Raw genomic sequence first — 12,066 nt, forward strand, 5'->3', positions numbered from 1 at the left:
AGCTCATTCCAAAAAATTAAGGACGTGGCTTGTCAGACGACGGATGGAGTAATGGATGTGCGCCGCCCGTAAAGGCAGCAGCATAAAGCAGAATTACTCTTGTTCCCTTCGCAGGTATTAACCTGATCAGGTTCCGCGGATCCCGAATTAACGGTCTCAGCCTTTTCCACTTCATCCTTCGCGCTGCCTCTTCGTTGGCTTCGTCCGCTCACTCCAGTCACTTACTTATGTAAGCTCCTGGAGATTCACCGACTTGCCGCCTTGACGCATCACGAACGCTTTTGTGGAAAATTAGCACTCCGACAAGATAACCGCCCCTCCGAAGAGGGGGCTGAAGTAAACTACCCGTTACTCGCGCAGAACTCAAGCAGGACGTTTGACTCTGGCGCCGTCGTGCATCGCGTCAAACACCAGCATAATCAGCTTGTCTTCCAGCACAAAGCGGGCTTCCAGCGCTTCGCCGATATCTGACAGAGCTTGTTGAAATTCGAGACAATTATCGTGATCGATGGCAGTTTCCAGGCTGGTGTCGTAATAATCCATAATGCGCTGTGTATTATCTTCCAGCAGCGGCCAGATTTTTGCCGCATGTAAAAGCTGACCGTTTCCTTCCAATTTATGGAGAATACGTTCATAAATACTGAAGTGCCCGGCGGAAAGGTAATCGACCAGGCTCTGACAAAAATCATCCAGCGCTTTTTCATTCAGCCGCATGTACGATTCTTTGCCAGGCTTAATGCCAACCAGGTTGTAGTAAGCCACGAGCAGGTGCTTACGTACATCCAGCCAGCGATCGACCAGTTTGTTGCTTCCGCCAACGCGCTCCGTCAGGGTTTCCAGCTGGTTTAGCATGATTGTCTCCGCAAGTTAGATAAAGGCTGCTCGCCATGAATGTAAAAATAATGTTAACAACATGCCAGTGAAGCAAAGGTAGTGCAAGAGCTATGGATCGTATAATTGAAAAATTAGAGAGTGGCTGGTGGATCGTCAGCCATGAACAAAAATTATGGTTGCCGTATGGGGAATTACCACACGGGCTGGCGGCAAATTTCGATCTTGTGGGGCAGCGCGCACTCCGGATAGGTGAATGGCAAGGCGAGCCCGTCTGGCTGGTGTTACAGCATCGACGTCATGATATGGGATCGGTTCGCCAGGTTATCGATCAGGATGCAGGGCTATTCCAACTGGCGGGACGTGGCGTACAGTTGGCGGAGTTTTATCGGTCGCATAAATTTTGCGGCTATTGCGGGCACCCTATGCACCCGAGTAAAACCGAATGGGCGATGCTGTGCAGCCATTGCCGCGAGCGTTACTACCCGCAAATCGCCCCCTGCATTATTGTTGCCATTCGCCGTGAGGATTCTATTCTACTTGCCCGGCATGTTCGCCACCGCAACGGCGTGCATACGGTACTGGCCGGGTTTGTTGAAGTCGGCGAAACCTTAGAACAGGCGGTCGCGCGAGAGGTAATGGAGGAGAGCGGCATTAGGGTGAAAAATCTGCGCTATGTGACTTCCCAGCCGTGGCCTTTCCCGCAGTCGCTGATGACCGCTTTCATGGCGGAGTACGACAGCGGCGATATCGTCATCGACCCGAAAGAGCTGTTGGAAGCAAATTGGTACCGTTATGACGATCTGCCGCTACTGCCGCCGCCGGGCACCGTCGCGCGCCGTTTGATCGAAGATACGGTGGCAATGTGTCGGGCTGAATATGATTGACATGTTACACTGGGCGCATCAACGCTAAAGGAATGTAAAAATGACCGAACTCAAAAACGATCGTTATCTACGTGCGCTGCTGCGCCAGCCCGTTGATGTTACGCCAGTGTGGATGATGCGCCAGGCGGGCCGTTATCTACCGGAGTACAAAGCCACTCGCGCTCAGGCGGGCGATTTTATGTCGCTGTGCAAAAATGCCGAACTGGCCTGCGAGGTCACTTTACAGCCGCTGCGCCGTTATCCGCTTGATGCGGCGATCCTTTTCTCGGATATCCTGACGATTCCGGACGCGATGGGCCTGGGGCTCTATTTTGAAGCCGGGGAAGGCCCGCGCTTTACGGCTCCTGTCACCTGCAAAGCCGATGTCGATAAGCTGCCCATTCCCGATCCGGAAGATGAACTGGGTTATGTGATGAATGCAGTGCGTACGATTCGCCGCGAACTAAAAGGCGAGGTTCCGCTGATCGGCTTCTCCGGTAGCCCGTGGACGCTGGCGACTTACATGGTGGAAGGCGGCAGTAGCAAAGCCTTCACGGTGATTAAAAAGATGATGTACGCTGACCCGCAGGCGTTGCATCTGCTGCTGGATAAGTTGGCGAAAAGCGTCACGCTGTACCTCAACGCGCAAATCAAAGCGGGCGCGCAGTCGGTGATGATTTTCGACACTTGGGGCGGCGTGCTGACTGGCCGCGATTACCAGCAGTTCTCCCTCTACTACATGCATAAAATCGTCGATGGCCTGCTGCGTGAAAACGACGGTCGCCGCGTGCCGGTAACGCTGTTCACCAAAGGTGGCGGTCAGTGGCTGGAGGCGATGGCGGAAACCGGCTGCGACGCGCTGGGTCTCGACTGGACGACAGATATCGCCGATGCGCGCCGTCGCGTTGGCCATAAAGTGGCGTTGCAGGGCAATATGGACCCCTCGATGCTGTATGCGCCGCCGGCACGGATCGAAGACGAGGTAGCGACTATACTTGCTGGTTTCGGTCAGGGAGAAGGGCACGTCTTTAACCTTGGACATGGCATCCATCAGGATGTGCCGCCAGAACATGCTGGCGCATTTGTGGAGGCAGTGCACCGACTTTCTGCGCAGTATCACAGCTAAGGAGTTAGTATGGATCTCGCGTCGCTACGCGCTCAACAGATAGAACTTGCTTCATCGGTTTGCCGCGAAGATCGGTTGGACAAAGATCCGCCAGCGTTTATCGGCGGGGCGGACGTCGGTTTTGAGCAGGGCGGCGAGGTGACGCGGGCGGCGATGGTATTGCTGAAATATCCGTCGCTTGAACTGGTAGAGTACAAGGTGGCGCGTATTGCCACCACTATGCCGTATATCCCCGGCTTTCTCTCTTTTCGTGAATATCCTGCGCTGCTGGCGGCGTGGGAACAGCTCTCGCAAAAGCCCGATTTGCTGTTTGTGGACGGTCACGGTATTTCGCATCCGCGTCGGCTTGGCGTCGCCAGTCATTTTGGACTGTTGGTGGACGTGCCAACCATCGGTGTAGCGAAAAAACGGCTATGCGGTAAATTTGAACCACTTTCCACCGAACCTGGCGCACTTAGCCCCTTAATGGATAAAGGCGAGCAACTGGCGTGGGTATGGCGCAGCAAGGCGCGCTGTAATCCGCTGTTTATCGCGACGGGGCACCGGGTCAGTACTGACAGCGCGCTGGCGTGGGTACAGCGTTGTATGAAAGGGTATCGCCTGCCGGAGCCGACGCGCTGGGCGGATGCCGTCGCTTCCGGGCGTCCGGCGTTTATTCGTTGGCAAGAAATTCAGCGCTGATTCAGGTAAACTGCCGCTAATTTCCGATTCGAGATTCCATCATGTTACAAAACCCGATTCATTTGCGTCTGGAGCGGCTGGAAAGCTGGCAGCACGTTACCTTTATGGCCTGCTTGTGCGAGCGCATGTACCCGAACTACGCCATGTTTTGCAAGCAGACGGGATTCGGCGACGGACAGATCTACCGTCGCATTCTGGATCTGATCTGGGAAACCCTGACGGTGAAAGATGCAAAGGTCAATTTCGATAGCCAACTGGAGAAGTTTGAAGAGGCAATTCCGGCAGCCGACGACTATGATCTGTACGGCGTTTATCCGGCGATTGATGCCTGTGTCGCATTAAGCGAATTAATGCATTCTCGTCTTAGCGGCGAAACGCTGGAACACGCTATTGAGGTTAGTAAGACTTCTATTACTACGGTGGCGATGTTGGAAATGACTCAGGCTGGTCGGGAAATGACCGATGAGGAGCTCAAAACGAACCCTGCCGTTGAACAGGAATGGGATATTCAGTGGGAAATATTCCGACTTTTAGCCGACTGCGAAGAACGCGATATTGAACTGATAAAAGGGCTCAGGGCAGACCTGCGCGAGGCTGGTGAGAGCAATATCGGTATAAATTTTCAGCAATGACACCAGAAAACGTGATTTAACGTCTGATTTGTCGTGCCATAAGGCTTCCCTTATGCCCCCCGTCTGGTCTACATTTGGGAGGCGAAAAAAAGTGGCTATCGGTGCGTGTATGCAGGAGAGTGCTTTTCTGGCATTTCCGTCGCACTCGATGCTTAGCAAGCGATAAACACATTGTAAGGATAACTTATGAACAAGACTCAACTGATTGATGTAATTGCAGACAAAGCAGAACTGTCCAAAACCCAGGCTAAAGCTGCTCTGGAATCCACTCTGGCTGCTATTACTGAGTCTCTGAAAGAAGGCGATGCTGTACAACTGGTTGGTTTCGGTACCTTCAAAGTGAACCACCGTGCTGAGCGCACTGGCCGTAACCCACAGACCGGTAAAGAAATCAAAATCGCCGCCGCTAACGTACCGGCGTTTGTTTCTGGTAAAGCGCTGAAAGACGCAGTTAAGTAAGACGCGTAGCTGTGAACAGTTTTATCGAAGGGGCTCGTCAGCCCCTTTTGTCTGTCTGGCGTCGCGCGTTTCTGTTTTCTGGCGCGCTGTTGCTGACTGCCTGCAGTCATAACGCTTCACCGCCTCCGTTTACTGCCAGCGGCTTTGCCGGCGATCACGGCGCGGTGCGTATCTGGCGTAAAGATACGAACGATGAAGTCCATCTGCTTTCTGTTTTTAGCCCGTGGCATAGCGGCAGCACGACGACCAGCGAATATCGTTGGCAGGGTGATACGCTTTCGCTTATTGAACTCAATATTTACAGCAAACCGCCAGAACATATTCGCGCGCGTTTCGACGCTCATGGCGAACTCAGTTTTATGCAGCGTGAAGTTGGGGGGCAGAAGCAGCAGCTTTCCAACGATCAGATTGCCTTGTATCGCTATCGCGCCGAACAAATCCGTCAGACCAGCGACGCCTTGCGCCTGGGGCGGGTCATACTACGCCAGGGACGCTGGCACGCCGACCATACGGTAACCACCTGTGAAGGTGAAACGCTGAAACCGGATCTGGATTCCTGGGCAATAAGCCACATTGAGCGCCGCCAGAACCGCTCATCGGTAGAGGTGAGCGTAGCATGGCTGGAGGCGCCGGAAGGATCGCAACTTTTGCTGGTGGCGAATTCAGATTTCTGTCACTGGCAGCCGCAAGCGAAAACCTTTTGATGGAATACCGAATGGCGAAGCCGCCATTCGGCAAACATGCTTTACCAGTTTCCCATACCCATATGACCGCCGCCGCGATGATAACCGCCGCCATAGCCGCCGCAACCGCCATAGCCCATTCCTGCGCCGCGTGGTATGCCAGCCTGCGCCATCGCGACATCCCGTTTCACGCGTTGCTCATCTAACTTCTGGCCTAATGACTCCATCTCTTTGGCAACCGCATTAATTTTCGCAGTATCCGGCGAACTGGCGGTCAGTAGCGCGTTATATTCATAACGTTTGGATATCAGTTGCTGGCGCAGCGCGCTGGTCTGCGTATAGTAATCATCATAAATCTTCTGCGCCGTCGCCTGCTGTTCCGTGGTCAACGGGCTACCTCCCTGTTGCCACATACCGTCATTGTTGCCCCAGTGATGTCCGGCGAAGGCGGCGCCGGAGCTCAGGGCCAAAAGAGAGAGGGCGATTAGCGCGATAGCTGATTTATTGTTCCGTTTCATTTTGCGTTCTCCTGTTGCTCATCTTATCCTCTCTCTTGCATCTTCCGTGCCAGGTAACTATTCCTTGTCGGGCAGCGAGTTAACCCGCTTCAGGCGGCAAAAAGCGAGTAAAAATGACTCGCATGACCCGCCTGGCGAGTCATTTTTACCCACCCGTATCCGAAAGGGTGTGCGACAACGCGCGGTTATGCGGAGCGCAGAATGGCATGATCTCTGCTTAAGTAAGGAAAATAAAAACGAGCCGGGGAAGCCTGTGAGTTTTATACGATTACATAAAGATGCCGCTGCAACGTGGTTGAGTCGGCTGTTACCTGCGGCGATCTTCATTCTGGTGGGGCTATTTTCCATTATGGTCATTCGCGACTATGGCCGTGAGAGCGCTGCCGCCAGGCAGACGCTGCTGGAAAAGGGAAATGTACTCATTCGCGCTCTGGAGTCCGGCACGCGAGTAGGTATGGGAATGCGGATGCATCACGCGCAGCAGCAGACATTGCTGGAAGAGATGGCGGGTCAGCCAGGCGTGTTGTGGTTCGCCGTAACGGATGCGCAGGGGGTAATCATCACTCATAGCAACCCTGGCATGGTGGGCAAATCGCTCTATTCCCCATCTGAAATGCATCAACTAAACCCCGGGCCGCAGGAGCGTTGGCGGCGTGTCGACGTTGCTGCTAACGGCGAGACGGTGCCTGCGCTGGAAATTTACCGTCAGTTCCAGCCGCTTTTCGGTATGAGAGGTCACGGTATGAGGGGGCACGGCATGGCGCGTAGCGCCAATGATGACGAACCAGCGAAACAAACTATTTTTATTGCCTTTGACGCCAGCGAGCTGGCCGCGACACAGGCAAGGGAGTGGCGTAATACGCTGATTGTTTTGTCTGCGTTAGCGGCGGTGCTGTTGGCAACGTTACTGGCGTTTTTTTGGCATCAGCGTTATCAGCGCTCGCACAGAGAACTGCTTGATGCAATGAAGCGTAAAGAAAAGCTGGTGGCGATGGGGCATCTGGCGGCGGGCGTCGCGCACGAAATTCGTAACCCGCTCTCGTCCATCAAAGGGCTGGCGAAATACTTTGCCGAGCGCACGCCAGCCGGCGGCGAGTCGCATGAACTGGCGCAGGTGATGGCCAAAGAGGCCGACCGTTTGAACCGGGTGGTAAGCGAATTGCTCGAACTGGTAAAGCCCGCGCATCTGACGCTCCAGACGGTTAACCTCAATGATATTATTACTCACTCCCTGAATCTGGTCAGCCAGGATGCCCAAAGCAGAGAGATTCAGTTGAGATTCACGGCGAATGAGACGCTTAAGCGTATTCAGGCTGACCCGGACAGGCTGACTCAGGTGCTGTTGAATTTGTACCTGAACGCTATTCATGCGATTGGCCGCCAGGGAACGATTACCGTAGAGGCAAAAGACAGTGGGACCGACCGCGTTATCATCACTGTTACCGATAGCGGGAAAGGGATCGCCCCGGATCAGTTGGAGGCGATTTTTACACCTTATTTTACGACCAAAGCTGACGGGACAGGCCTGGGGCTGGCGGTGGTGCAAAATATCATCGAACAGCATGGCGGCGCGATTAAGGTGAAAAGTATTGAGGGTAAAGGCGCGGTCTTTACTATCTGGTTGCCAGTGATAGCGAGACAACAGGATTAACAAGGGTGATACGCGGAAAAATCGATATTCTGGTTGTGGATGATGATGTAAGCCACTGCACGATTTTACAGGCTCTGCTTCGGGGTTGGGGCTATAACGTCGCTCTGGCCTACAGTGGGCATGATGCGTTGGCTCAGGTGCGTGAGAAAGTCTTTGATCTGGTACTGTGCGATGTGCGTATGGCGGAGATGGACGGTATCGCCACGCTGAAGGAGATTAAAGCGCTCAACCCCGCCATTCCGATTTTGATTATGACGGCATTCTCCAGCGTGGAAACGGCGGTAGAGGCGTTGAAAGCCGGCGCGCTCGACTATTTAATTAAACCGCTGGATTTTGACCGTCTGCAGGAGACGCTGGAAAAGGCGTTGGCGCATACGCGGGAAACGGGCGCTGAATTGCCATCGGCGTCGGCTGCGCAGTTTGGCATGATTGGCAGCAGTCCGGCGATGCAACATTTACTGAATGAAATCGCGATGGTCGCACCATCAGACGCCACGGTATTGATTCACGGAGACTCCGGCACGGGTAAAGAGCTGGTGGCGCGGGCGCTACACGCCTGTAGCGCCAGGAGCGATAGACCGCTGGTCACGCTCAACTGCGCCGCGCTTAATGAATCGCTGCTGGAGTCTGAGCTGTTCGGACACGAAAAAGGCGCGTTTACCGGCGCGGATAAACGTCGGGAGGGACGCTTTGTCGAAGCTGACGGCGGGACATTGTTTCTTGATGAAATCGGCGATATCTCGCCGTTAATGCAGGTACGTTTGCTGCGGGCGATTCAGGAGCGCGAAGTGCAACGCGTGGGAAGTAACCAGACGATATCTGTGGATGTTCGGTTAATTGCCGCTACCCACCGCGATCTGGCGGAAGAGGTGAGTGCCGGTCGCTTTCGCCAGGATCTCTATTACCGCCTGAATGTGGTGGCGATTGAAATGCCTTCTTTGCGCCAGCGTCGGGAAGATATTCCGCTACTGGCAGACCATTTTCTGCGGCGTTTTGCCGAACGTAACCGCAAAGCGGTGAAGGAGTTTACGCCGCAGGCGATGGATCTGCTGATCCACTACGACTGGCCGGGCAATATCCGTGAGCTGGAAAACGCTATCGAGCGGGCGGTGGTGTTGCTAACGGGAGAATACATTTCTGAACGCGAATTGCCTCTCGCTATTGCCGCGACGCCGATAAAAACGGAATACAGTGGTGAGATCCAACCGTTGGTCGATGTGGAAAAAGAGATCATTCTGGCGGCGCTGGAAAAAACGGGCGGCAACAAAACGGAAGCCGCCCGCCAATTGGGCATTACGCGCAAAACGCTGCTGGCTAAACTCAGCCGTTAGTTTTGCTCACGCTCGATGGCGCGCCAGCCGATGTCGTTACGGCTGAAGCTGCCGTCCCAGCGGATGTCGGTCATCAGGGCGTAAGCGCGTTTCTGCGCCTCAGCCACGGTGTGACCCAGCGCGGTGGCGCACAGGACGCGTCCGCCGCTGGTCAACACGCGGTCGTCATCGGCGAGTTTGGTGCCCGCGTGGAAAACCTTACCGTCAGCCACTTCTTCCAGCGGCAGACCGTGGATCTCGTCGCCGGTGTTGTAGCTGCCCGGATAACCGCCCGCAGCGATCACCACGCCTAATGAAGCGCGCTCGTCCCACTCGGAAGTTTTCTCATCCAGCTTGCCGTCACAGGCGGCGAGGCAAAGATCCACCAGATCCGACTTCATGCGCAGCATGATCGGCTGGGTTTCCGGATCGCCGAAGCGGCAGTTGAACTCGATAACTTTCGGGTTGCCCTGCTTGTCGATCATCAGACCCGCATACAGGAAGCCGGTATAGGTGTTACCTTCCGCGGCCATGCCTTTCACGGTTGGCCAAATGATGCGTTCCATGGTGCGCTGATGCACTTCATCAGTTACCACCGGCGCCGGTGAGTAGGCCCCCATACCGCCGGTGTTCGGGCCGGTATCGCCGTTGCCGACGCGTTTGTGGTCCTGGCTGGTGGCCATCGGCAGCACGTGCTCGCCGTCGACCATCACGATAAAGCTCGCTTCTTCGCCGTCGAGGAACTCTTCAATCACGATGCGGTGGCCCGCGTCGCCAAAGGCGTTGCCTGCCAGCATGTCATGAACGGCGGCTTCGGCTTCTTCGAGCGTCATCGCGACGATAACGCCTTTACCCGCAGCCAGACCATCGGCCTTGATGACGATCGGTGCGCCTTTCTCGCGCAGGTAAGCCAGGGCAGGCTCAACCTCGGTAAAGTTCTGATACTCCGCCGTCGGGATATGATGACGAGCGAGGAAATCTTTGGTGAAGGCTTTGGAGCCTTCCAGTTGCGCGGCACCTTCGGTTGGGCCAAAGATCTTCAGACCTGCGGCGCGGAACGCATCGACCACGCCAATCACCAGCGGCGCTTCCGGGCCGACGATGGTCAGATCAATCTTCTCGTTCTGGGCAAAGCTCAGCAGCGCCGGAATATCGGTGACGCCGATAGCCACGTTTTGCAGCGCGGGTTCCAGCGCGGTGCCCGCGTTGCCCGGTGCGACAAAAACGGTATCAACCAGCGGCGACTGCGCCGCTTTCCACGCCAGCGCGTGCTCACGCCCGCCGTTGCCAATCACTAATACTTTCATCGTCTGCTCCGTGGATTAATGGCGGAAATGGCGCATGTCGGTAAAGATCATCGCGATACTGTGTTCATCGGCAGCGGCAATGACTTCATCATCACGGATAGAACCGCCTGGCTGGATAACGCAGCTCACGCCGACAGCGGCAGCGGCATCAATACCATCGCGGAACGGGAAGAACGCGTCGGAAGCCATGGCTGAGCCTTTCACTTCCAGACCTTCATCAGCGGCTTTAATCCCGGCGATTTTGGCGGAGTACACGCGGCTCATCTGGCCTGCGCCTATACCGATGGTCATGTTCTCTTTGGCATACACAATAGCGTTGGATTTCACGAACTTGGCTACCTTCCAGCAGAACAGCGCGTCACGCAGCTCCTGCTCGGTCGGCTGGCGTTTGGACACCACGCGCAGTTCAGCTTCACTCACCATACCCAGATCCCTGTCCTGAACCAGCAGGCCACCGTTAACGCGTTTAAAGTCCAGGCCCGGAACGCGCTGTGCCCACTGGCCGCAGGTCAGCACGCGCACGTTCTGCTTGGCAGCGGTGATTTTCAGCGCTTCTTCGCTTGCGGATGGGGCGATGATCACTTCGACAAACTGACGAGAAATGATGGCCTGTGCGGTTTCCGCATCCAGCTCACGGTTAAAGGCGATAATGCCGCCGAACGCGGAGGTCGGGTCGGTTTTATAGGCGCGATCGTAAGCGTCGAGAATAGAGGTACTTACCGCCACGCCGCACGGGTTAGCGTGCTTGACGATTACGCAGGCTGGCTCGTTGAACTCTTTCACACACTCCAGCGCCGCGTCGGTATCAGCGATGTTGTTATAAGAGAGCGCTTTGCCCTGCACCTGTTGTGCGGTGGCAACGGACGCTTCTTTCACATTCTCTTCTATATAGAAGGCAGCTTGCTGGTGGCTGTTCTCGCCGTAGCGCATATCCTGCTTCTTAATGAAGTTCAGGTTCAGCGTACGCGGGAAGCGACCGGCGGCTTCTTTGCTTTCACCGTGGTAGGCCGGAACCATGCTGCCGAAGTAGTTAGCGATCATGCTGTCGTAGGCGGCGGTGTGTTCGAAGGCTTTAATCGCGAGATCGAAACGGGTGTCGAGGGTCAAAGAACCTTCGTTAGCGTCCATCTCTTTAATAATGGCGTCGTAGTCGCTGCTCTTCACCACGATGGCCACGTCTTTATGGTTCTTCGCGGCGGAGCGCACCATGGTCGGGCCGCCGATATCGATGTTCTCTACTGCATCTTCCAGCGAGCAACCAACGCGTGCAACGGTTTCGGCGAACGGATACAGGTTAACGACAACCATATCGATAGGGGCGATGTGGTGCTGTTCCATAATGGCATCGTCCTGGCCGCGACGGCCGAGGATGCCGCCGTGGACTTTTGGATGCAGGGTCTTTACGCGTCCATCCATCATTTCCGGGAAACCGGTGTAATCGGAAACTTCGGTCACCGGCAGGCCTTTTTCTGCTAACAGGCGGGCGGTGCCCCCCGTAGACAGCAGTTCCACACCGCGTGCGGAAAGAGCCTGGGCGAATTCGATGATACCGGCCTTGTCAGAAACACTGAGCAGAGCGCGGCGGACTGGACGACGTTGTTGCATGGTAAATCCCCTGGATTTGACGATTACAGAGAGCGTTAGCTGAATTTTTCGTAAAAAACTCAGCTAACGCCCCTTATGGGGCATTCTCATTTTGCGGCGACATTGTAACGAAAACGTTTGCGCAACGCTCGCGAATTTTTCTTTTTAAATTCTGGCCCCGCTTTTATCCCTGAAAGATCGTTTGCAGAGTGAGAAGATCCAGGAAATGAACGCGCATTTTGTGGATAAGTCTGTGCGTAAATGGGTATAACCAGGGGGTTTGCTGGGGAATGCAGCAAACAGTCATTTTTCTGCAATTTTTCTATTGCGGTCAGCAGAGAACTCCCTATAATGCGCCTCCATCGACACGGCGGATGTGAATCACTTCACACAAACAGCCGGTCGGTTGAAGAGAAAA

At 55.0% G+C, this 12,066-nt stretch carries 12 protein-coding genes and 1 riboswitch; of the genes, 8 read left to right on the forward strand and 4 right to left on the reverse strand.

What is annotated here, in order from left to right:
• Positions 1-86 precede the first annotated feature (86 nt).
• Positions 87-311: riboswitch (TPP riboswitch) on the reverse strand.
• Positions 312-363: 52 nt separating this feature from the next.
• Positions 364-852 carry an Rsd/AlgQ family anti-sigma factor gene (locus tag ACLJRE_RS23290; RefSeq protein WP_000934322.1) on the reverse strand — a complete coding sequence of 163 codons (489 nt, stop codon included), beginning with the start codon at positions 850-852 and terminating at the stop codon, positions 364-366.
• 92 nt (positions 853-944) lie between these two features.
• Here ACLJRE_RS23290 and nudC point away from each other — a divergent pair, with 92 nt between their 5' ends.
• The 6 genes from nudC (at position 945) to ACLJRE_RS23320 (ending at position 5,299) form a co-directional block, all read left to right on the forward strand.
• Entirely contained in the window at positions 945-1,718 is a 774-nt protein-coding gene (gene nudC, locus ACLJRE_RS23295) for an NAD(+) diphosphatase (RefSeq protein WP_000373963.1), read from the forward strand.
• A gap of 40 nt (positions 1,719-1,758) precedes the next feature.
• Positions 1,759-2,823: a uroporphyrinogen decarboxylase gene (gene hemE, locus ACLJRE_RS23300; protein ID WP_000137620.1), complete on the forward strand. Its 1,065-nt coding sequence runs from the start codon at positions 1,759-1,761 to the stop codon at positions 2,821-2,823.
• 9 nt (positions 2,824-2,832) lie between these two features.
• Entirely contained in the window at positions 2,833-3,504 is a 672-nt protein-coding gene (gene nfi, locus ACLJRE_RS23305; protein WP_000362362.1) for a deoxyribonuclease V, read from the forward strand.
• A 41-nt stretch (positions 3,505-3,545) separates the two neighbouring features.
• Complete coding sequence (locus ACLJRE_RS23310; protein ID WP_000940094.1) at positions 3,546-4,136, forward strand: YjaG family protein; 591 nt, start codon at positions 3,546-3,548, stop codon at positions 4,134-4,136.
• Positions 4,137-4,322: 186 nt separating this feature from the next.
• Positions 4,323-4,595 (forward strand): nucleoid-associated protein HU-alpha, encoded by a 273-nt coding sequence (gene hupA / locus ACLJRE_RS23315; RefSeq protein ID WP_001044509.1) that lies wholly within the window; start codon positions 4,323-4,325, stop codon positions 4,593-4,595.
• An 11-nt stretch (positions 4,596-4,606) separates the two neighbouring features.
• Positions 4,607-5,299 carry a DUF1481 domain-containing protein gene (locus tag ACLJRE_RS23320; protein ID WP_001083932.1) on the forward strand — a complete coding sequence of 231 codons (693 nt, stop codon included), beginning with the start codon at positions 4,607-4,609 and terminating at the stop codon, positions 5,297-5,299.
• Positions 5,300-5,340: 41 nt separating this feature from the next.
• On the opposite strand, the gene zraP is transcribed toward ACLJRE_RS23320, so the two are convergent.
• Positions 5,341-5,796 carry a zinc resistance sensor/chaperone ZraP gene (zraP, locus tag ACLJRE_RS23325; RefSeq protein WP_000828129.1) on the reverse strand — a complete coding sequence of 152 codons (456 nt, stop codon included), beginning with the start codon at positions 5,794-5,796 and terminating at the stop codon, positions 5,341-5,343.
• Between the two features lie 253 nt (positions 5,797-6,049).
• Here zraP and zraS point away from each other — a divergent pair, with 253 nt between their 5' ends.
• Together zraS and zraR are read left to right on the forward strand one after the other, a co-directional pair.
• The gene (zraS, locus tag ACLJRE_RS23330; protein ID WP_001550243.1) at positions 6,050-7,447 is read left to right on the forward strand and encodes a two-component system sensor histidine kinase ZraS; all 1,398 of its coding nucleotides are present in this window, start codon (positions 6,050-6,052) and stop codon (positions 7,445-7,447) included.
• A 5-nt stretch (positions 7,448-7,452) separates the two neighbouring features.
• Positions 7,453-8,778 (forward strand): sigma-54-dependent response regulator transcription factor ZraR, encoded by a 1,326-nt coding sequence (zraR, locus tag ACLJRE_RS23335; RefSeq protein WP_023212143.1) that lies wholly within the window; start codon positions 7,453-7,455, stop codon positions 8,776-8,778.
• On the opposite strand, the gene purD is transcribed toward zraR, so the two are convergent.
• Together purD and purH are read right to left on the reverse strand one after the other, a co-directional pair.
• Positions 8,775-10,064 (reverse strand): phosphoribosylamine--glycine ligase, encoded by a 1,290-nt coding sequence (gene purD, locus ACLJRE_RS23340; RefSeq protein ID WP_023212144.1) that lies wholly within the window; start codon positions 10,062-10,064, stop codon positions 8,775-8,777. The genes zraR and purD overlap by 4 nt on opposite strands.
• A 15-nt stretch (positions 10,065-10,079) precedes the next feature.
• Positions 10,080-11,669, reverse strand: a complete 1,590-nt coding sequence (gene purH / locus ACLJRE_RS23345; protein ID WP_001636443.1) for a bifunctional phosphoribosylaminoimidazolecarboxamide formyltransferase/IMP cyclohydrolase — start codon at positions 11,667-11,669, stop codon at positions 10,080-10,082.
• Positions 11,670-12,066: the final 397 nt, after the last annotated feature.

This window comes from Salmonella sp. SAL04157 (genome assembly GCF_046551635.1).
GTDB classification, from domain to species: domain Bacteria; phylum Pseudomonadota; class Gammaproteobacteria; order Enterobacterales; family Enterobacteriaceae; genus Salmonella; species Salmonella enterica.